The 20,177-nt window shown below is 40.0% G+C and carries 21 protein-coding genes; 1 reads left to right on the plus strand and 20 read right to left on the minus strand.

All coding sequences use genetic code 11. The features are described 5' to 3' along the window. Positions 1-127 precede the first annotated feature (127 nt). The 3 genes from recG to DWX96_RS10960 are packed head-to-tail and all read right to left on the minus strand — an operon-like array spanning position 128 to position 4,254. A complete protein-coding gene (gene recG / locus DWX96_RS10950; RefSeq protein ID WP_118057435.1) occupies positions 128-2,188 on the minus strand; it encodes an ATP-dependent DNA helicase RecG in 2,061 nt (686 codons plus the stop codon). Between the two features lie 11 nt (positions 2,189-2,199). Next, positions 2,200-3,879, minus strand: coding sequence for a DAK2 domain-containing protein (locus DWX96_RS10955; protein WP_118057434.1), 1,680 nt, complete (start codon positions 3,877-3,879; stop codon positions 2,200-2,202). Positions 3,880-3,894: 15 nt separating this feature from the next. Beyond that, positions 3,895-4,254 carry an Asp23/Gls24 family envelope stress response protein gene (locus tag DWX96_RS10960; RefSeq protein WP_022243764.1) on the minus strand — a complete coding sequence of 120 codons (360 nt, stop codon included), beginning with the start codon at positions 4,252-4,254 and terminating at the stop codon, positions 3,895-3,897. 222 nt (positions 4,255-4,476) lie between these two features. On the opposite strand from DWX96_RS10960, the gene rpmB reads away from it, so the two are divergent. Further along, positions 4,477-4,662, plus strand: a complete 186-nt coding sequence (gene rpmB, locus DWX96_RS10965) for a 50S ribosomal protein L28 (protein ID WP_117698403.1) — start codon at positions 4,477-4,479, stop codon at positions 4,660-4,662. A 435-nt stretch (positions 4,663-5,097) separates the two neighbouring features. On the opposite strand, the gene DWX96_RS10970 is transcribed toward rpmB, so the two are convergent. The 17 genes from DWX96_RS10970 to proB all read right to left on the minus strand — a co-directional run bounded on the left by DWX96_RS10970 (position 5,098) and on the right by proB (position 20,119). Continuing rightward, positions 5,098-5,544 carry a GerW family sporulation protein gene (locus DWX96_RS10970; protein ID WP_022243763.1) on the minus strand — a complete coding sequence of 149 codons (447 nt, stop codon included), beginning with the start codon at positions 5,542-5,544 and terminating at the stop codon, positions 5,098-5,100. 36 nt (positions 5,545-5,580) lie between these two features. After that, positions 5,581-6,549 carry a DUF2953 domain-containing protein gene (locus DWX96_RS10975; RefSeq protein WP_118057433.1) on the minus strand — a complete coding sequence of 323 codons (969 nt, stop codon included), beginning with the start codon at positions 6,547-6,549 and terminating at the stop codon, positions 5,581-5,583. 2 nt (positions 6,550-6,551) lie between these two features. Next, complete coding sequence (locus DWX96_RS10980; RefSeq protein ID WP_118057432.1) at positions 6,552-6,893, minus strand: hypothetical protein; 342 nt, start codon at positions 6,891-6,893, stop codon at positions 6,552-6,554. A 44-nt stretch (positions 6,894-6,937) separates the two neighbouring features. Further along, the gene (locus DWX96_RS10985; protein ID WP_022243760.1) at positions 6,938-7,390 is read right to left on the minus strand and encodes an NUDIX hydrolase; all 453 of its coding nucleotides are present in this window, start codon (positions 7,388-7,390) and stop codon (positions 6,938-6,940) included. Between the two features lie 134 nt (positions 7,391-7,524). Continuing rightward, on the minus strand, positions 7,525-9,003 hold the full coding sequence (locus DWX96_RS10990; protein ID WP_118057431.1) for a peptidoglycan D,D-transpeptidase FtsI family protein: 1,479 nt from the start codon (positions 9,001-9,003) through the stop codon (positions 7,525-7,527). Continuing rightward, a complete protein-coding gene (locus DWX96_RS10995; RefSeq protein ID WP_118057430.1) occupies positions 8,927-10,315 on the minus strand; it encodes an FtsW/RodA/SpoVE family cell cycle protein in 1,389 nt (462 codons plus the stop codon). The genes DWX96_RS10990 and DWX96_RS10995 overlap by 77 nt, the downstream gene beginning before the upstream one ends. A 13-nt stretch (positions 10,316-10,328) precedes the next feature. Next, positions 10,329-12,581: a peptidase U32 family protein gene (locus tag DWX96_RS11000; RefSeq protein ID WP_118057429.1), complete on the minus strand. Its 2,253-nt coding sequence runs from the start codon at positions 12,579-12,581 to the stop codon at positions 10,329-10,331. Positions 12,582-12,652: 71 nt separating this feature from the next. Continuing rightward, the gene (locus tag DWX96_RS11005) at positions 12,653-13,168 is read right to left on the minus strand and encodes a cell division protein ZapA (RefSeq protein WP_118057428.1); all 516 of its coding nucleotides are present in this window, start codon (positions 13,166-13,168) and stop codon (positions 12,653-12,655) included. A gap of 95 nt (positions 13,169-13,263) precedes the next feature. Continuing rightward, a complete protein-coding gene (ruvB, locus tag DWX96_RS11010) occupies positions 13,264-14,256 on the minus strand; it encodes a Holliday junction branch migration DNA helicase RuvB (protein WP_022243755.1) in 993 nt (330 codons plus the stop codon). A gap of 12 nt (positions 14,257-14,268) precedes the next feature. Next, the gene (gene ruvA, locus DWX96_RS11015) at positions 14,269-14,886 is read right to left on the minus strand and encodes a Holliday junction branch migration protein RuvA (RefSeq protein ID WP_118057427.1); all 618 of its coding nucleotides are present in this window, start codon (positions 14,884-14,886) and stop codon (positions 14,269-14,271) included. Continuing rightward, positions 14,850-15,359 (minus strand): Gx transporter family protein, encoded by a 510-nt coding sequence (locus DWX96_RS11020; protein ID WP_118057426.1) that lies wholly within the window; start codon positions 15,357-15,359, stop codon positions 14,850-14,852. The genes ruvA and DWX96_RS11020 overlap by 37 nt, the downstream gene beginning before the upstream one ends. Before the next feature lie 8 nt (positions 15,360-15,367). Next, positions 15,368-15,745 (minus strand): NusG domain II-containing protein, encoded by a 378-nt coding sequence (locus tag DWX96_RS11025; protein ID WP_022243752.1) that lies wholly within the window; start codon positions 15,743-15,745, stop codon positions 15,368-15,370. Further along, on the minus strand, positions 15,746-17,185 hold the full coding sequence (gene miaB / locus DWX96_RS11030; RefSeq protein ID WP_118057496.1) for a tRNA (N6-isopentenyl adenosine(37)-C2)-methylthiotransferase MiaB: 1,440 nt from the start codon (positions 17,183-17,185) through the stop codon (positions 15,746-15,748). A 31-nt stretch (positions 17,186-17,216) separates the two neighbouring features. Continuing rightward, positions 17,217-18,461: a glutamate-5-semialdehyde dehydrogenase gene (locus DWX96_RS11035; RefSeq protein ID WP_118057425.1), complete on the minus strand. Its 1,245-nt coding sequence runs from the start codon at positions 18,459-18,461 to the stop codon at positions 17,217-17,219. Positions 18,462-18,473: 12 nt separating this feature from the next. Further along, positions 18,474-19,061: a 5-formyltetrahydrofolate cyclo-ligase gene (locus tag DWX96_RS11040; RefSeq protein ID WP_118057424.1), complete on the minus strand. Its 588-nt coding sequence runs from the start codon at positions 19,059-19,061 to the stop codon at positions 18,474-18,476. Next, a complete protein-coding gene (locus tag DWX96_RS11045) occupies positions 19,033-19,260 on the minus strand; it encodes a DUF896 domain-containing protein (protein WP_117946917.1) in 228 nt (75 codons plus the stop codon). Before DWX96_RS11045 ends, DWX96_RS11040 begins: the two co-directional genes overlap by 29 nt. A 4-nt stretch (positions 19,261-19,264) precedes the next feature. Continuing rightward, positions 19,265-20,119, minus strand: coding sequence for a glutamate 5-kinase (gene proB, locus DWX96_RS11050; protein ID WP_117698413.1), 855 nt, complete (start codon positions 20,117-20,119; stop codon positions 19,265-19,267). Positions 20,120-20,177: the final 58 nt, after the last annotated feature.

Below are 20,177 nucleotides of genomic sequence, written 5' to 3' on the forward strand. Positions count from 1 at the left end.
GCCTTCACTAAATTGTAATTTTGTACTTATTGTATCAACATTTAGGCAATTTAGCAATAAAAACGAGGGATTTTGCGTTAATTTTCGTAAACTTTTCACAAATTATTCCTTAATTTTTCGAAACTTTCTAAATATTTGTGTTGTATTCTGTCATTTTGTACGCATTTTTCAGTGTTGTTTCAAGTCTCATGTCTTTTTCGCAATCGTTTAAGTTACACTTTTCGACATATTCTTTTGCTTCTTCGGATGCAATAGAAAGCATATCGGCATCCGAAAAGACATCTGCAATTTTAAATTCCATCAAACCACTCTGACGTACTCCGAAGAAATCTCCTGGTCCACGCATTTTCAAATCTTCACTGGCAATATAGAATCCATCATTAGAACCCGCCAGAATATTCAATCTCTCTTTGGCATTCTTTCCATTGGAAGAATTCATAAGAATACAATAGGATTGTGCATTTCCTCTTCCGACACGCCCCCGCAGCTGATGGAGCTGTGCCAGCCCGAAACGCTGTGCATCCTCAATCATCATAACTGTGGCATTCGGCACATTTACACCTACTTCCACTACCGTTGTAGAAACCAGAACCTGGATTTCACCAGTGACAAAGGCTTCCATTACTTTATTCTTCTCTGCCGGGCGCATTTTTCCATGAAGTAATCCTACGCTGATTCTGTCTCCATAATATTGTTCTAATTTCTTTACATATGAAGTAACATCCTGCAATTCCAATTCCTCATTGGCTTCTACCAGAGGACAGATGATATATGCCTGATGTCCTTTTTGAACTTCATCTAAAATAAAATTCCAGGATTTCTCCCGCATTTTCGGTCCAACGACACAATTTTTGACCGGAAGACGTTCTGCCGGAAGCTCATCTACTACCGAGATGTCCAGATCTCCGTAAAGAATTATTGCAAGGGTCCGCGGAATCGGAGTCGCACTCATAACCAGTACATGTGGCAGCCGGCTGCTCTTATCTGCCAGCGTCTCCCTCTGTCTTACCCCAAAACGATGCTGTTCATCCGTTACTACCAGCGCCAGCTTCTGATAAAGTGCCTTTTCCTGTATCAATGCATGGGTTCCAATTATCATGGCATTCTGTTCTGTTTCCATTCTCGCATATGCTTCACGTTTTTCCTTTGCGGTCAACGAACCGGTAAGAAGAATAACAGGAAAGTCCAGTTCAAACATAGCAATCCATTCCTGAAAGGTCTCATAATGCTGTCTTGCCAGAACCTCGGTTGGTGCCATAATAGCAGTCTGATAACCTTCATGGGCAAATTTTGCCATAATAAGAAATGCAAGAATAGTCTTACCGGAGCCTACATCCCCCTGTATCAGCCGCTGCATGGCATAAGGACTGTATATATCTTTTTCCAGATCTGCCAGTGTTTTCTTCTGGGCATTTGTCAGTGGAAACGGAAGCTGTTCTGCCACCACCTCAATAAATTCATCCCTTACTACCGGAAATCCATTCGGCGTCTGCTCGTGATGTTCCTTAAACCGCTGTATCTGCAGCAGAAATAAGAAAAATTCGTCAAAAGCAAGACGTTTTCTTGCTCCGGTCAGTTCTTCTAAATCTGTTGGAAAATGCACTTTTTCCAATGCCTCTCTCAATCCCATAAACTGATGGCGGGCTAAGATTTCTTCCGGAATATATTCACCATCTTCTTTTACACTGTCAAGGGCTGTACGTACAAGCTTACCAAACTGCTTGCTGGATATGCCCTTAGTCAGCGGATATACCGGCTGAAGTGATATCTGCATTTTCCTGTATTCATCCGGCTTCCACACTGCCGGCTGTTCCATGACATATTTCTTATTTTTTAAGGTCAGCTTTCCATATAATATTACTTCCGGTTCCCGGTTCAGCTGATTACAGATATAGGGCATCCGAAACCAGACCGCCTCTACTTTCCCTGTTCCATCGCTAAACTGTGCAGTAGATATCTGCATGGCTCTGGTACTTCTTGTTACCGGAGAAGAACACAGCCGTACATGAAAAGCATAGACTTTCTCCGGCTCTGCCACACTGATATGCTCCGGCTCCGGCATCTGCTTATAATCCCTTGGAAAAGCAAGGAGTATATCCCCAACGGTATATACTCCAAGTTTTTGCAATATTTTTTCAGTTTTTGGTCCAACTCCATTCAATTCCTGAATGGGTGCATTTCTGTCCATAAACACTCCTGTTACTCTACTGATATTACATAATAGTAAATTGGCTGTCCGCCAAAGTGAATCTCCACTTCTACCTCCGGATACTTCTCTTCTAAAGCAGCACCTAATGCATTGGCATCTTCTTCTGTTACTTCTTCACCATAATAGATACAGATAATCGCAGATTCTTCATCTACCATCTCAGCAACCATATCTTCTGTAGTGCTCTTGATATCCTTACCAACAGCAAGGATGCTCTTGTCGCCAATTCCCATATAATCGCCCTGTTTAATCTCTTTGTCATCGATTACAGTATCACGAACTGCATAAGTTACCTGACCGGTCTTTACATTTTCTAATTCCTCGGTCATACGTTCTGCATTTTCCTCTGCCGACTGATCCGGAATAAAGTTAATCAGTGCTGTAATTCCCTGTGGAATTGTCTTGGTTGGAATAACAATAATCTTCTTATCTTCTACTAAAGATGCTGCCTGATTTGCAGCCAGTACAATATTCTTATTATTCGGAAGAATAAAGATGTTATCTGCATTCACATGGTCGATGGCATTTAACATATCCTCGGTACTTGGGTTCATGGTCTGACCACCTTCGATGATATAATCCACTCCAAGTCCGTTGAAGATTTCATTGACACCGGCACCAATGGATACGGAAATGAAGCCCATTTCTTTTCTTGGTTCCTCTGCCTTTTCTTCTTTTTTGGTTTCTTCCTCTTTCTGCTCTTTTGCGAGTTTCTCAGCATCCTTGATTAATTTTTCCTGATGCTCTTCACGCATATTATCAATCTTGATTTTGCTTAATGAACCATGTTTCAATGCTTCCTGGATGGCAAGACCAGGGTCATTGGTATGTACATGGGTTTTCACAATCTCATCATCTGCCACAACAACGATAGAATCACCAATGGACTCTAAGAAGTTTTTATATTCATGCTCCTGCTTCTCTGTTAATGGCTGATTTAATACAATGATAAATTCGGTACAATAACCAAACTTAATATCAGCTTCTGTCTCAGCAGTAATCTTCATAACACCTGCAGATGCTGCAGAACCTTCAATGCTGTAATCAATTTCTTTGCCAATCAGGGAATCATAACCGCCCTTTAATACCTGAACCAGTCCCTGTCCGCCGGAATCTACTACGCCAGCCTGTTTTAATACAGGAAGCATATCCGGTGTCTTGCTTAACACATGGTCTGCTTCTTTAATAACTTCATCTACAAAGAATACAATATCATCGGTATCATCACAAAGTTCTAATGCTTTGTTGGCTGCCCCCTTAGCAACAGTAAGAATCGTTCCTTCCTTTGGTTTCATAACTGCCTTATATGCAGTCTCAACAGCCTTCTGCATAGCTTCTGTCAGAATCACTACATCAAGCTCATCATATTCTGCAATCACCTTGGTAAATCCACGGAATAACTGGGAAAGGATAACTCCTGAGTTTCCTCTTGCTCCTCTTAATGAACCCGATGAAATTGCCTTTGCAAGTTCCTTCATGGTCGGATTTTCAAGCTCGCTTACTGCCTTTGCTGCTGACATAATTGTCATAGACATATTGGTTCCTGTATCTCCATCCGGTACAGGGAAAACATTCAGTTCGTTAATCCACTCTTTCTTTGCTTCGAGATTCTTTGCTCCGGCCAAAAACATTTTAGCAAATACCGCAGCGTTTATTGTACTTACTTCCACTTCAACAGTTCCTCCTTAATCAATCACTCTGACGCCTTCAACTAAAATGTTGACTTTCTTAATCTGCATTCCGGTAAACTCTTCCACTTTATATTTTACCGTATGAATCAGATTGTCTGCTACTGTCTCAATACTTACGCCATAGGCAACAATTACATGGAAATCAATTGTAATTTTATTATTTTCATCCACATCCACATTTATACCATGTGTCAGATAATCTCTCTTTAATAATTTAACCAGGCCATCTTTCATATTAACTGCAGCCATTCCCACAATGCCAAAGCACTCAACTGCAACAGAACCGGCATAGGTTGCAATTACTTCATTATCAATTACGACTTTACCTAATTCGTTTTCCATTTTACCTGTCATTCTATAACCTCCAATTAAAATTAATCTTCTCGCATTTCCGCCAGTATATACATAACATGAACTATATTATAACCTCTTTTTCCGAAAAAAGAAACAGTATTTTTCTTTATTTTCAAAAAATGCAATTTTTTTCTTGCATTCTGTCTGTATTTCTGTTAAGATAGCTTTGTTGTGAGCTTGTGTCATAACAGGCTTAGTGAAGAATTTAAAGGAGGTGCTATCATGGCAAAATGTGCAGTTTGTGGAAAAGGCGCTCATTTCGGTAACAATGTGAGCCATTCTCATAGAAGATCTAATAGAATGTGGAAATCAAACATCAAATCTGTAAAATGTAAAGTAAACGGAACTCCAAAAAGAATGTACGTATGTACTTCCTGTTTAAGATCCGGATCCGTTGAAAGAGCTTAATTAGCATTTTCTATCTGGACTGTCCTTTTGGACAGTCCTTTTTTTACTTTACAGGAAATTGCTTTCCTGTAAAGTAAAAACGCTCCGCGAGGATGCACACTGCGGCGTATAAGGTAGTTGTCGCAAGCGACCGCCGCAGGCGCAAGAATGTGCCAAGGCACATTCTTTGTTCCTTTACAAGAAATTGCTTTCCTATTACTTACAGCAGAAAAGATTATACCCTATCAACAGCAATATCAATATAATAATAATCCCAATCACGTCACTTGGAATAATAAACATAAAAAACATGCCAAATCCCACCATGAAAAAGGAATACCCCATCAAGCGTTTCATGTTTTTTCTCCAATCAAAAAGACATATACCATTATAGTATATGCCCTTCTTTTTCACTTAGCACGCTGTACGTTCTTCTGTTACTATTCTATACTGTTCTTATTCTTCATCCTTATTTACTGCATCAGATAAAATTTCATTCATCTCAGACTCTGCTGCTTTCTTGGATTCTTCATCTAACTTTGCAGTTGCTGCCTCATCCTTCTTTCCCCTGGATGCAAACTTATTTACGAAATCTGGTACCATATCAAGAATTTTGGTCACACCATCCTGATTCTTAATATTTACAAGCTTGGTGGTGCCATTCTGAATGACAAGAACCGCACTCGGTGTAATCTTTCCACCCATTCCTCCTGCTCCGTTGTTCTTCTTCTCCTGTGAAAATGCACCTGCGCCTACGCCAAAGGATACATCCACTAATGGAAGAATGATGGTATCTCCGATATGAATGGCATCTCCTACAACCGTCTTGGTTGTAATGAAGCTGTCCATTCCTTTGAATAAAGATTCTACCGTATTGCGAAATGTGTTATTACTGTCTGACATAATAATTCCTCCTGATTCTACTTCGTATTGATTCTGTTAAAATTGCTTTATAAAGTGTTTCACATCCGGATTTCTCCAGATTTGAATTGCAGCCTTTAATAAATGAATCACCTGTATCCGTCCCCTTATATCCCAGCTGCCTTCGATATAAAAACGTTCTGCCTCAAAATCCGGCATAATAGATACCTTATCATAATATAAAAATGGTAATACGCTGAGCACTGCTAAAACCTGTCCTGTGGCTGCCGGATCTTCCATACCATAAGCAACATCTGCCTTCATATGCTTTGGTCCGTATTTTTTTAACAGCCCTATTACATCACCCAGGACAAACCGGACGGCACTTCTATTCTGCTCATCCTGTATCCACTGATTCACTTTTTTTATTTTACTGCCGATATTTTTTAATTTCTGCGGAATTGCTTTTATCTTTTCTACTATCGAGCGTATTGTCTTGCTGATTTTACCAAATACGGAAACAAACTTTTTCTTATATGTCTTCTTATGGTGTTTCTGTTCATACTGTTTTTCCGTCTGTTCTTCTTGCACTTCAGCCGGTGGATTCTGTTCTTCTAACCCCGTTACATCTATCTTTTTTTCAATCGCCGGTGCTGTTTGTTCTTCCGGCTTCTGACGTTTCTGCACTAAGTCTTTTTCCGGTTCCTTATGGGATTTTTCCCCGGATTTCTTTTTCTGCTTTTTCTTTACTTTCTTTTTTTCTAATTTCTTTTTGGATTTTTCATCCGATGGATACTTCCATGCTTTTATGCCAAAAATCTTTAAAACTGCAAGCCGCTTTCCCTGCTCCATTAGAAAGGAAAAACGCAAAGCCATAAGACACCATGCTCCATGCACTTTTAACGTAGTCTGTCCCTGCCTTGTCTCTCCACGAATCCGGTAAGATACCGGAGCAAACAGCAAAAGCATGATAAGTAAAACCAGTAAACCTAATATGCATAATAATATTATGCCCAGGATTTTCAAAATAGATAACAGCACTGTCATCCTCATGTCTCCATTTCAGTATTTTTACGAGTCTGCTGTTTCAGTACAAATTTACGCACTTCAAATGTTCCTGTTTTATGATAAATATCATTCACAATTGCTGCTGACATCTCTAATGCTGCGTCATATCCTCTTTCCAGACCGATAATAAAAAGTTCTTTCTTCGGATATGCCTTTTGTAATAAATCTGTTGCCGGTATAATATCCAGAAGATTCTCTTCATTTGACGGAAGGGTCAGAAGATAAAGCGACGGCTGTGGCACATTCCGCTCCACTCTGCTTTTTACCTTTGCTTCCTGATTTTTCAGCCTTTCTCCCAGATATAAATTAGAATACCAATGCATGCTACACCTCATATCTGATTTAAAAAAGCAGTCAGATGGCTGCTCTAATAATATTTGTGGGTTCCCCACAGATTACACTTTTTCAAATCCAGATATTCATTATAAGCCTTTTCCAAAATCTGCTTCTCATTGGCAAATTTTAAAAGATGATAGGCTTCATGATATTTATAATATCCGGAATCTACAAAGAACTCTTCACGTTGTGGCTTACTGTAATAACTGTCTGCCATCATCAGATACCAATGTACCTGTTTCTCCACCGTATCTTCTGGCACAGTAAAGCTATACTGGCTCTTCCCGACATATTTGATTATGGATGCATCTACGCCCGTTTCCTCCAATACCTCTCTTGCTGCGGTATCTTTGAATTCTTCCCCGGGTTCCACTGTTCCCTTTGGAAGCACCCAGCCTTCGTACTTATTCTTATAATTCTTATAAAGGACAAGCACCTTACCCCGAAATATTACCACACCACCACAACTTGTTGCTTCAATCATTGCAATACCTCCTGATGTGGTCACTACCTTTTGTTTAACAAACAGTATACCCCTTTTTTCATAAGGATGCAACAATCCATTTCAGAAGTCCAGGATGATTCCCCGACGCAACATGTCATCCTATCTGTTTTCATTTATCTGTAATATGCATCAAAAACCTGTTTTGCTGCCGGAACTGCAACAGTACTGCCTGCACCTGCACCTTCTGCAATTACAACAACTGCAATATCTTCCTTATCCTCCCGGTGTGCATATCCAACAAACCAGGAATGGCTTTCTCCCTTATTGTTATTAAACTCTGCGGAGCCAGTCTTGCCGTATGCAGTATAACTCTGCCCATTTAACTTGGATGCAGTACCATCTGCAACTACTCCTGCCATAAATTCCTGCATGGTCTTTGCTTCTTTTTCCGAAAGAAGCTGCTTGCTTGCAGCCGGCTCATATTTCTTTACTTCTATACCATTTTCATTTTCCGTATGGTCTACCACATAAGGTTTCATCAGAATACCATCGTTGGCAATTGCACTGGTAATCAATAACATATGGAGTGGTGTTACCAGCGTCTCTCCCTGTCCGATTGCCGTCTGCATTTTCATACTTTCCGGGGATTCATCTGTTAATTTAAACTGACTTTTACTTGTTTCAAAGTTTCCCGGCAGTGTCTTATCAAACATCAAATCTGAACAAAGGTCCGAAAGAGAATCTGTGTCCAAAGATAATCCGATATTGGCATAAGATGAATTACAGGAATTTGCAAAGGACTGCTTCAAATCCTGCGTTCCATGCACGGCATTATTATAACAGTGTATTGTAAAATCATTCTCTGTAATACTTCCGTTACAGCTATAACTGTAATTCTCATAATCCGGATTTTCCCGGATATATTCTAAAGTTGTAATTATTTTAAAAGTAGAACCAGGCGGATATAATCCCTGGGTCGCCCGGTTTAAAAGAACCGAGTTATTATTATCTTCTGAAATAATGGAATCCCAGTCTGCCGCAATAGTATTCGGGTCAAAATCCGGTTTGGACACCATGGCAAGCACTTTTCCGGTGGAAGGCTCCATCACAACAACTGCACCATCATAATTACCCAATGCCTGATATGCAGCTTCCTGCAAAGTGGAATCCAACGTGGTAACCACATTGTCTCCCATGCTTTTTTCATCTTTAATCTCGTTAAACATACGCTCTAATACAAAAGAATGGGAACGTAAAAGATTAAAGTTCATATTGGATTCAATACCTGACTTTCCATTGGTGGAAAAACCGACCACATGCGCATACATATTACCATAAGGATATTTCCGGGTTTCATTACCGGCAGCATCCACTACGGTCTCGGCCAAAACTTTGCCATCTGCTGACATAATCTTTCCTCTGACCACACGGTCTGCAAAAGTATCCTGTCTGCTATTATATGGACTATTGATAAAATCTTCGCTTTTTACCGTCTGAAAATATACCATATATCCCATCAGGCAGATAAAGATAGCAAGGAAAAGATAAGTAATCACTGCAAATTCTTTATTCTTACTAACTGAGGTCCCTGACTTCTGTTTCGAATCCCGATTTTGCTTTCTTTTTTGCTGATTTATATTCTCCTTTTTCATTATGTGACACTCCTTCGTCTTCCCGCAAAATATATAATCCCTGAATAATGCCAAATATAATCAATGTACTTAACATGGAGCTTCCTCCATAGCTGACTAACGGAAGGGTTACTCCGGTGGATGGAATAAATTTTGTAACTCCGCCAATGGTTAAGAATACCTGAAATCCGTAAATCGTTCCAAGTCCAAGTGCCACCAGCTTATAAAAGGAATCCTTTAACTGCATGGCAATATTTAAAAACATCAGGAAACAGCTTACACAGACCAAAATAAGACACAGGGCAAACATTCCACCCAGTTCTTCTGAAATTGCTGCGAAAATAAAATCCTGTTCTACTACCGGTATTTTATTTGGCATGCCCTGATATAACCCCAGACCGAAGAAGCTTCCGGTCCCGATTGCAAAAAGTGACTGGCAGATCTGATAGCCCTCTTTGTCAATTACTTTTAGAGGTGTTTTCCATGCCACCACACGGACTCTGACATGGTTAAATAATTTATAGGCAATTACTGCCGCTACACTTCCCGCCAGCAGTCCACCGGCAAAATAGAGTGGTTTTCTCGTTGCCACATAAAGCATTGCCATATAAGCCACAAAGAAAATCAATGCGCCACCTAAATCCCTGGATAATACCAGAATCAATACATGCAGTGCTGCAATCAAAGTGGTAATTATCACCTGACGGAATTCCGTTGATTTATGATACATGGCAGCCACAAAAAACACAAAAAGAATCTTAATAAATTCGGACGGCTGTACCGTAATTCCTGCTATGGTAAAGGAAATCTTTGCTCCATAGCTGGTGCTTCCTGCTATACATACAATACCAAGTTCCACAATACCGATTGCCGCATAAATCCAGGTAAGATTCCGGAAAAATCCCATCCTCCGTATCATCACCGGAATCACAAGGGAAATCACACAGGATACCGCTGCAATCGCAAACTGCTTGATAGCATGTCCAAAATTCAGGCGGGTCAGAATAATAAACCCGATAATCATAAGCATACACATATTATTAACCAAAAGTCTTGAAGCCGTCGGATAACATAATTTGTACACATTCCGCACCACAACAAGAAGAATTATCTGCGCCAGATAAAAAATAAAGGTATATGCATCCTCTGTCACCGCAAATATGACTAAATATGCCGTAAAATGAATCACATACAAAATCCTTGCCTGCCGTTTAAATTTCTTTTCCTGTTTTCGTTCTGATATATTCCGGAATACCGCAAAACATTCATATGTATACACGGAAAACAGAATAATCAGTGCATATTTTGATAACTCCACAATTAAATGAACCATAAATACCTCTGCTTTATTCTACGCCTCGTTTAAAATGACCATTGGTGCATTCCATTGGCAGCTGCCCCAAAATGCCACCATTTTTATAAATATCGCCATAAATTGTTAAAATCTGTTCTGTCTCTTCTTCCGTCTCTATCGTAAAGGAAAGTCTCACGGCAGCCGGTGCAATCTTTTTCACGGTTACGTCTTCCTTAAAGAGACAGACCGGAAGCGAATTATAAATTACGTTATAACATTCCGAGCAGAAATTTTTCACCGGAAAATGTACCGAATAACGGTCTTTTAAGGTCAGCACGTCAGGCTGATGCATACAGCCCAACGTGTTCTTATGAATACACTGTGCCGTTATCATAAGTGGAAGTCTGCCATAGATAATCATTTCAGACCGGCTGTTTTCTCTTCTTAAAATCTCCTTCCGGTTCAATTCCACCGGAATTGTATCCTGCATCATTCCAAGATGATAAAAATATTCTGCTGCTTCATTGGAATAGGTATATAAATTACTGTCGGATACCATCTGCCAGTTTTCATTGCCCCATTCCTTTATAAACGCAATCTCATCAAGACTCCGCACCATAATACCATTTAATGGAAGCTTTTTTAGCTCCGGCATGATTTTTTCATAAAAAAGACTGGTCTGCTGCCGGAAAATAAACGGGAATACATAAAATGCTTTCTTACCGGATGCCTGTACCCTGTCTATATCCTCACTTAACTTGCGGATCAGATTTTCTCTTGTATACAACATACAATCAAGATAAACCGTATCCACGAAATCGGCTTTTAATACTGCCGGAAGCTGTTCTGCGTCTTCAATCAGTACCCGGACTTCTGTGGATGAACCGGCGGATTGTTGTCCAGAAGTCTGTGATAATGACTGTCCGGAAATCTGCTTTTCTTTTATGACATTTCCTGTTGTCTGCCTATCTGTTTCAGCGGAAGAAGTTTCCACCAATTCTGGAAGCGTTCTTTCATAAGGTTTCAACAACGCTTCTTCTAATGCTTCCAACGCACCTCTTCGCAGCTGGTTCAACTGGTTTACCGGCATAAAAATATCATCATCCATTGTAACTTCAAGATTTTCAAAAACAAATGGTGTATTTCCAGTCTTTGTAATCTTTTCTGTTACAACTTCTTCCGTCAACGGACGATTCTGCGCTACAAGAACCATATCTCCCTGATAAGAAACTTTTATTTTTCCATATTGCACTTCTATCTTAGCAGGGCATTCTTTATTTAATATTAACTTTCCTTTAATCTTTTCTTTTAATTCGGTGTCTACATATTCTCTACGGATGTTATCCTGAAGAACACCTTCGCTCTTATTATGGGAAGCACTCTCTCCGCTTAGCATATCACTGTCATTATGATGATAGTAATATCCGTTGGTAAAGCCACCTCGGTTTCCAAGTTCTAAAAGTGCCCTGATATCCTTCTTCTCCACCGGAATACGGCTTCCATCCAGATAGGAATCCATATATTTTCGGTAAATACTTACTACACCGGCAGCATACTCCGGTGTCTTCATCCGTCCTTCTATCTTAAAGGAATATACCCCATGGTCTGCCAGTTCATACAAAAATGGCAGTGTACACATATCCTTAAGACTCAGAATCGGAGTTGCATGATGTCCGGTAAGACTCTTTTCTCCCTGCAATACTTCATAGGAAAGGCGGCATGGCTGTGCACATCTGCCACGGTTTCCGCTTCTTCCGCCGATGATACTACTGAAAAGGCACTGTCCGGAATAACAGTAACACAATGCGCCATGAATAAAGCTTTCCAGTTCCACGCCTACTTCATCATGGATTCTTTGAATTTCTTCTAAGGACATTTCTCTCGCTGTCACCACACGCTCTACACCCTGTTCCTTTAAAAGCCTGGCTCCCTCTACATTGGTAATGGTCATCTGGGTACTGGTATGTATCGGAAGATTTGGAAAATGAGTTTTGATAAACTCCATAACGCCCATATCCTGCACGATGACAGCATCTAATCCCGCTTCATAATAAGGGTGCAGATAATCATAGAGCTGTCCTAATTCATATTCTTTTAACAGAGTATTCACCGCAAGAATAATTTTGCGTCCATGAATATGTCCGAAACGGATTGCTTCTAATAATTCTTCTTCGTTAAAATTATTGGCATATGCTCTTGCACCGAACATACTTCCGCCAAGATATACGGCATCTGCTCCGGCATGAATGACTGCCTTTAATGTTTTCAAGGAACCTGCCGGTGCTAAAAGTTCTAACTCTTTCATCTTTCCTCATCTCCTATGGCAACAAAAGGGACAGATAAATGTCTGCCCCCTTTCATAGTTTTTATTCTCTATTACGCTTTCTTTCCGGAAGGCTTTTCCTCTTTCTTTTCTTCCGTATGGTCTGTTTTCTTTTCCTCTGGTTTTTCAGTTTTTTCCGGTTTTTCAAGTTTATCTACTTTACCAAGTAAAGCATCTTCTAAGGTTGCTTCTAATCTGGTCTTATTTAAAAGCAGCTCTTTATTTTCTTTTTCCAGTTCCTTTAAAGATTTGGCATCACTTTCCATGCGGATCTGGTTGGAAATCAGTTCATGCTTTAAATCATAGATTTCACGGTCTTTTACCTCTAAATCCTGCTCTAATTTTTCAACCTGATTTTTCGCTTTGAAGTAATCATCTGCAATGTTCAATGCCAGCAATGTGGAACGCATATCACTTGGAATTCTCTTATATTCATCCAGCATTTTAAATTCTGCAATCTTATCATTGATATAAGTTGCTACCTTCTGTAAATACTCCTGACTCTCATATCCACTTAAAGTATATACTTTTCCATCAATAATCACTTCTGTATTATTTTTTGCTGCCATTTTCATTTCCTCTCTGCGTATCTGCCTAAAAATATTCTCTGACTACTACATATAGCATATTATAGCTATAAATCTGTCGAAAAACAACTATTTTCTTAGCCCTCTATTCCAAAGTGATGATATGCAAATTCTGTTGCGACCCTTCCCTTTGGTGTCCGGTTGATAAATCCATTCTTTACAAGATATGGTTCATAAACATCCTCTATGGTTCCGGCATCTTCCCCAATCGCTGCCGCAAGGGTATCCAGCCCTACCGGGCCACCCTGGAATTTTTCAATAATCGTAAGCAAAATGTTCCTGTCATTCTGGTCTAATCCCATCTTGTCTACTTCCAGTAAATCCAGTGCAAAGGATGCTACTTCTTTGGTAATTTCACCATTGTACTGCACCTGTGCAAAATCACGCACCCTCTTTAAAAGGCGGTTGGCAAGACGCGGCGTTCCTCTGGAACGGCGTGCCAATTCGATTGCACCTTCCTCATCAATCTTTACCTCTAACTTTTTTGCAGAATGGACAATAATTGTCTTAAGTTCCTCCACATTATAAAATTCCAGATGATGTACCACTCCAAAACGGTCTCTTAAGGGTGCCGATAAAAGTCCGGCTCTGGTAGTGGCACCAACCAGCGTAAAATGCGGTAAATCAAGGCGGATTGAACGGGCAGTTGCGCCTTTTCCCACCATAATGTCAATGACATAATCCTCCATGGCAGGATATAATACTTCCTCTACCTGCCGGTTCAAACGATGAATCTCATCTACAAATAAAATGTCACCTTCTGCAAGATTACTCAAAATAGCTGCCATTTCTCCCGGCTTTCCAATTGCCGGACCGGAAGTGACTTTCATATGTACGCCCATTTCATTGGCAATAATGCCGGCAAGAGTAGTCTTACCAAGTCCCGGAGGACCATAAAACAATACATGGTCTAAGGACTCTCCACGCTGTTTTGCAGCCTCTATATACACTTTAAGATTTGCTTTTGCTTTCTCCTGACCAATATATTCATCCAAGGTCATCGGACGCAGTGTTTTTTCGATTTTGATATCTTCATCCTGCATCTGCGTTGAAATTACACGTTTTTCCATTTTCTGCTCCTCTTATAAGAATGCCATCTGCTTCAAAGCCAGTTTTAAAATATCTTCTACCGAACTGTCTTCCGTAATTTCAATATCACGAAGAACCTTCAAAGCCTCTGTGGAAGAATAACCCAGTGAAACCAGTGCCTCTACCGCTTCATTGCGGATTCCTTTTAAGCCGTTACCAGAAGCAGCTTCCTGTGTATGGCTTAATTTCTGTTCAAAGGCATCCTCTAAACTAAGCTTGTCTTTTAATTCTATAATCAACCGCTGTGCCGTCTTATTTCCAACACCCGGAGCTTTTGCAATTGCTTTTGCATCATCAGATAATACTGCAAAACGCAAATCATCCGTTGACATGACAGAAAGAATTGCCAGTGCACCCTTTGGTCCGATTCCGGATACACCAATCAGCAATTTAAATACATTTAAATCATCTCTACTAAGAAAACCATATAAAATAAATGCATCCTCTCTGACACAAAGATAAGTATAGATTTTTACTTCTTCGCCAACTCCCGGTAGCAGAGATAATACCTGTCCCGGAATATAAATATTATAGCCGATTCCGCCATTTTCAACGACAATATGATTCTCTGCCACTATTTCGGATAATTCGCCTTTGATATATGAATACATAATCTTCCTCCTACTTCCTTTGCCACAATTCCAATCAGGGCACCCGTCACAAAGCCTGCAATCAATAAAACCGGCATATAGTAAATGACATAGTATGAGCTTACCAGAAATCCTGCTACGATAAGCTGTCCCATATTATGTATGATTCCGCCACAGATACTGACCGTAACTACATGAAAACGGTTTATCCGAATCAGAATAAACATAAGTACAAAGCTTAATAATCCGCCGGCAAGTCCATAACAGATGCTGACCAAATTTCCAAATAAAATTCCGGTAAGCACAATACGAAGCACCGATACACAAAGAGCCTCTCTCCAGCCAATCAGATACAGCATCAGCACCGTAACAAGGTTGGCAAGTCCAAGCTTTACTCCCGGTATTCCAATGGCAAAGGGCAATATTGCTTCCACATAACTTAATATCATGGCCAGTGCCAAAAACACGCCAAGATATGCTACACTTTTCTTCATGCTTTCACCTACCCTGCCACATCATCCAATGTATTTTTCTGCTCACTTTCTACGGTTACTACAACCCGGTTTGGCAGACAGATAATGGATTCTTTATCTTTGGAAATTGCGTTCTGATGCATACACAACTGATCCGGGCAGTCCGCCTCAAGCATATAGGCAGTCCCATTTTCAATCGTTACGATATTGGTAACTTTTCCATCTATTTTAATTGGAATCTCTTTATTTTCTGTCAGGGAATATCTGCCATATTCGCTGCCATTTACCGTAATGATAATACTGTCACCGCTTTGTAATGCAGAGGTCATTCCTACATAGAAAACTAAAATAACTACTGCAAGCATTCCCAGCAACAGGATATCATTTTTTCCAAAACGACGGTTCATTTACTCTGCAACCTCTCCCATATAATAAAAGCCTTTGCATTCTTTTAAATGTACCGGTACGATGGTTCCAATCATGGATGCATCACCCGGCAGATGTACCACTGAGTTATTGGATAATCTTCCGGTCACAAGACCTTCCTGCTGTTCATCTAATTCTTCAACTAATACATCCTGCACGCTTCCGGTTAATGCTCCGGCTTTCTTTGCGGAAATCTCCTGTACCAGTTTTAACAGCCGGTCAAAACGGTCTTTTATCACATCTTCCGGAATCTGATTTTCCATTTTGGCAGCAGGCGTTCCGGTACGTTTGGAATAAATAAACGTAAACGCGCTGTCATACTCTACCTGTCTTACCACATCCATGGTCTCTAAGAAATCTTCTTCGGTTTCTCCTGGGAATCCTACAATAATGTCGGTTGTAATTGCCAGATCCGGCATTGCTTTTTTGATTTTTTCAACCAGTGCAAGATAATGCTCCTTGTCATAGTGACGGTTCATTTCTTTTAACACTCTGCTACTGCCGGACTGAAGCGGCAAATGAAGATGTCTGCAGATTTTTTTAGAATTCTTCATTACTTCAATCAGTTCATCGGATAAATCCTTTGGATGGGATGTCATGAACCGGATTCTTTCCAGACCTTCAATCTTTTCTACTTCCTGTAAGAGCTGTGCAAAGGTCACTGGTGTATCTAAGTTCTTTCCATAGGAATTGACATTCTGTCCTAAGAGCATAACTTCTACTACACCATCTGCTACCAATTTTTCAATTTCTCTTATGATATCCTGTGGTTTTCTGCTGCGTTCTCTTCCTCTTACATATGGCACAATACAGTAACTGCAGAAATTATTGCAGCCAAACATAATATTAACACCGGACTTAAAGCTGTATTTCCGCTCTACCGGAAGTTCTTCTACAATTTCTTTCGTATCATCCCAGATGTCAATCACCATTTTCTGCTCTTCAAAGCAGCGTACCAGAAGTTCTGCAAATTTAAAGATATTATGGGTTCCGAAAACCAGGTCTACAAAACGATAGCTCTGTTTTAATTTTTCCACAACCTCCGGTTCCTGCATCATACAGCCGCATAATGCAATCATCATATCTTTATTCTTTTTCTTAAAGCCGCTTAAATATCCCAGACGTCCGTAAACCTTATTGTTGGCATTTTCACGTACGGTACAGGTATTATAAATGACAAAATCTGCTTCCTCGGAATCGGTCTCTTCAAAACCTACGGTCTCTAAAATTCCGCATAACTTTTCGGAATCTCTGGCATTCATCTGGCACCCAAAAGTTGTCACATGAAAGGTAAGCGGTCTGCCTTTCTTCCTGGAAATCTGCGTCACATACTGCTTTGCAAGGTCCATAAAATAAAATTGTCTCTGTGGTTCCATTACCGGAACTTCACCGGTGTGATTTATCTTTTCTATTTCTCTCATTTCTTTTCCTGTTTTCTTAATATTTTTCTTATTATTCTCTGATCTGGCCATCCCCATAAATGATATATTTGGTGGTCGTCAGTGCTTCTAAGCCCATCGGTCCTCTGGCATGCAGCTTCTGGGTACTGATTCCGATCTCTGCCCCAAAGCCAAACTCAAATCCGTCGGTAAAACGTGTGGATGCATTTACATAAACAGCCGCAGCATCAATCTCATTTAAGAACTTCTGTGCATGCTCATAATTATTGGTAATGATTGCTTCCGAATGTCCGGTATTATATTTATTGATATGTGTAATGGCTTCATCAATATCTGAAACTGTCTTTGCAGAAATAATATAATCCAAATATTCGGTGCCCCAGTCTTTTTCTGTTGCAGCCACTGCATCTTTTGTAGCTTTCTGAACCCGCTCATCCCCACGGATTTCTACATGGCTTTCGGATAATTTTGCAGAAAGGCGTGGCATCAGTTCATCTACGATGCTCTCATGCAGCACTAAAGATTCACAGGCATTACATACACCGATGCGCTGTGTTTTGGCATTATTAATGATATTCACCGCCATATCAAGGTCTGCGGTTTCATCCACATAAATGTGGCAGTTACCGGTACCGGTCTCAATCACCGGAATTGTAGCATTGGCTACCACAGCACGAATCAGTCCGGAGCCACCTCTTGGAATCAGTACATCCACATACTCATTCATTTTCATAAATGCAGTAGCAGTTTCCCGGCTGGTATCTTCGATTAAAGAAAGCACTCCTTCCGGCAGCTGGTTATTACTTAAAGTTTCATTGATGCTCTTTACGATTGCCATATTGGAATGAATGGCATCACTTCCACCTTTTAAAATCACGGTATTTCCAGTTTTAAAGCACAAAGCAAAGGCATCTGCTGTTACATTTGGACGTGATTCATAAATAATTCCAATGACACCTAATGGTACACGCTTCTTTCCAATCATAAGTCCATTCGGGCGCTGTTTCATGGAAAGGACCTCTCCTACCGGATCTTCTAATTCTGCTACCTGGCGGATTCCTTCTGCCATCTGTGCAATACGCTCTTTATTTAACATCAGACGGTCTAAAAGTCCCTGATGCATTCCGGCTTCTCTTCCTGCATCCATATCCTTCTGGTTTGCTGCTAAAATAGCATCGGTATCTTCTACTAAATGTTCTGCAACTTCAAGCAAAATCTTTTCTTTTTCTTTCATGCCCATATTCCGCATGATGACTTCTGCTGCTTTTGCTCTCTTACCTAATTCCTGTAATTCCATAATTCCCTCCTGCTACTTATTTTCGTCTCTGTTATCCGTTACTTTATAAATCTTCTCCGGTGTTACAAGATAATCCATCAGAATATCATAAGCCTCCATAGGTACCTGTTCTGCAAGCTGACAGGATAATGCAATTCCAACCCGGATTACTTTCTTATATTTCTGAAAAAAACGATCATAAAAGCCCTTACCATATCCGCTTCTTCCACCGTTAATATCAAAGACCAGTCCCGGTGTGAATACAATTGTTTTCTCCTGCTCAAGTTCTGCTAAATCCATCGCCGGTATCTCATCCTTTGGCTCCATCACATGAAAATACCCTTCCTGAAAATCATCTGTACTATTGACTTCACAAAAGTCCATTTCTTCTCCACGTACCCGGGGAAAAGCTGCTCTTTTTTGAATACTTTCTTTAAAAAAAGGCAATAAAGAAGCTTCTTTCCCAAGGGGATAATAAAAGAAACAATTTTTTGCTTTCTGAAAGATTTCCCAGGTACTGATATTCTGACAAATCCTTTGGGATTCTTCTCTTACAATATTATCCGGCATTGCATTTCGCAGTGTCTTATACTTAGTTCTGATGCTTGCCTTTGTTTCCATATTTTTCTCCCAGATTGGTTACCGTTCCATCTGCATTTACCATATCAATATTATCTAACTGTCCCTTCAGATTCCGCTTTACACTTGCTATGTATTCCTTGCGAAGTGCTGCCTGTTCTTCCTTTTCTTCCGGTGTCAGTCCTTCTTTCTGAGATTTATGATATAATTCATTGATTCTTGCTATTGTATTTTCAATCATCTTTTTACTCCATGCTTTCTTCTACATAATCTGCAATATAGAAATCATCATTTTTATTGGCTTTGAAAAAGGTTCCCACCTGTTTTCCTTCGAAAATCTGATGCAGAACTCCCACATCCTTTGCATTGGCAATAATCATATCTGCTCCGGATAAGGTTGCAATCCTTGCTGCCGTTAATTTGGTGGTCATTCCACCGGTACCAACATCACTACCTACTGTATCTCCTGCCATGTTTTCAATCCGATTATCAATTTTTTCTACTACCGGTATCAATTCTGCTTTTGGATTCTTTCTCGGATCATCCGTATACAACCCGTCAATATCAGATAAAAGAATCAACAAATCTGCTCCTACCAATGAGGCTACAATAGCCGACAGGGAATCGTTATCACCAAACTGCATCTCATAAGTAGATACGGTATCATTTTCATTTACAATTGGTATAATTCCCATTTCAAACAATTCTTCAAAAGTATTCTGGGCATTTTTTCTCGACACGTTATCAACCATAGTTTTTTTTGTCATAAGAACCTGTCCCACATTCTGGTGGTACTCTGAAAAAAGCTTTTGATAAGTCATCATAAGTCTCGCCTGTCCCACTGCCGCACATGCCTGTTTTACAGCTATTTTCTCCGGTCTTTCTTTGAATCCCATGGACTGTCTTCCTACTGCAATAGCCCCGGAGCTGACCAGACATACATCCATGCCCTGATTCTTAATATCACATAATTCTCTTACCAAACGTTCCAGTTTTAAAAGATTTAATTTTCCGGTCTCTTCATGTAAAAGAGATGAAGAACCGATTTTTACAATTACACGCTTCTTATTCTTTAATGTTTCACGCAACTGTGTATCCATTTTTCCGCCTCTTAATCATCTACGGCATATTCACTATCTGAATGCCGGTTATAATTTT

This window comes from Roseburia sp. AF22-2LB (assembly GCF_003461125.1).
GTDB lineage: Bacteria > Bacillota > Clostridia > Lachnospirales > Lachnospiraceae > Roseburia_C > Roseburia_C amylophila.

What these genes read in the sequence shown, in the direction of transcription:
- recG (WP_118057435.1), bottom strand. Translation starts at nt 2,188, where the DNA reads ATGGACAGAAATGCACCCATTCAGGAATTGAATGGAGTTGGACCAAAA.
- DWX96_RS10960 (WP_022243764.1), bottom strand. Translation starts at nt 4,254, where the DNA reads ATGACAGGTAAAATGGAAAACGAATTAGGTAAAGTCGTAATTGATAAT.
- rpmB (WP_117698403.1), top strand. Translation starts at nt 4,477, where the DNA reads ATGGCAAAATGTGCAGTTTGTGGAAAAGGCGCTCATTTCGGTAACAAT.
- DWX96_RS10970 (WP_022243763.1), bottom strand. Translation starts at nt 5,544, where the DNA reads ATGTCAGACAGTAATAACACATTTCGCAATACGGTAGAATCTTTATTC.
- DWX96_RS10975 (WP_118057433.1), bottom strand. Translation starts at nt 6,549, where the DNA reads ATGACAGTGCTGTTATCTATTTTGAAAATCCTGGGCATAATATTATTA.
- DWX96_RS10980 (WP_118057432.1), bottom strand. Translation starts at nt 6,893, where the DNA reads ATGCATTGGTATTCTAATTTATATCTGGGAGAAAGGCTGAAAAATCAG.
- DWX96_RS10985 (WP_022243760.1), bottom strand. Translation starts at nt 7,390, where the DNA reads ATGATTGAAGCAACAAGTTGTGGTGGTGTGGTAATATTTCGGGGTAAG.
- DWX96_RS10990 (WP_118057431.1), bottom strand. Translation starts at nt 9,003, where the DNA reads ATGAAAAAGGAGAATATAAATCAGCAAAAAAGAAAGCAAAATCGGGAT.
- DWX96_RS10995 (WP_118057430.1), bottom strand. Translation starts at nt 10,315, where the DNA reads ATGGTTCATTTAATTGTGGAGTTATCAAAATATGCACTGATTATTCTG.
- DWX96_RS11000 (WP_118057429.1), bottom strand. Translation starts at nt 12,581, where the DNA reads ATGAAAGAGTTAGAACTTTTAGCACCGGCAGGTTCCTTGAAAACATTA.
- DWX96_RS11005 (WP_118057428.1), bottom strand. Translation starts at nt 13,168, where the DNA reads ATGGCAGCAAAAAATAATACAGAAGTGATTATTGATGGAAAAGTATAT.
- ruvB (WP_022243755.1), bottom strand. Translation starts at nt 14,256, where the DNA reads ATGGAAAAACGTGTAATTTCAACGCAGATGCAGGATGAAGATATCAAA.
- ruvA (WP_118057427.1), bottom strand. Translation starts at nt 14,886, where the DNA reads ATGTATTCATATATCAAAGGCGAATTATCCGAAATAGTGGCAGAGAAT.
- DWX96_RS11020 (WP_118057426.1), bottom strand. Translation starts at nt 15,359, where the DNA reads ATGAAGAAAAGTGTAGCATATCTTGGCGTGTTTTTGGCACTGGCCATG.
- DWX96_RS11025 (WP_022243752.1), bottom strand. Translation starts at nt 15,745, where the DNA reads ATGAACCGTCGTTTTGGAAAAAATGATATCCTGTTGCTGGGAATGCTT.
- miaB (WP_118057496.1), bottom strand. Translation starts at nt 17,185, where the DNA reads ATGAGAGAAATAGAAAAGATAAATCACACCGGTGAAGTTCCGGTAATG.
- DWX96_RS11035 (WP_118057425.1), bottom strand. Translation starts at nt 18,461, where the DNA reads ATGGAATTACAGGAATTAGGTAAGAGAGCAAAAGCAGCAGAAGTCATC.
- DWX96_RS11040 (WP_118057424.1), bottom strand. Translation starts at nt 19,061, where the DNA reads ATGGAAACAAAGGCAAGCATCAGAACTAAGTATAAGACACTGCGAAAT.
- DWX96_RS11045 (WP_117946917.1), bottom strand. Translation starts at nt 19,260, where the DNA reads ATGATTGAAAATACAATAGCAAGAATCAATGAATTATATCATAAATCT.
- proB (WP_117698413.1), bottom strand. Translation starts at nt 20,119, where the DNA reads ATGGATACACAGTTGCGTGAAACATTAAAGAATAAGAAGCGTGTAATT.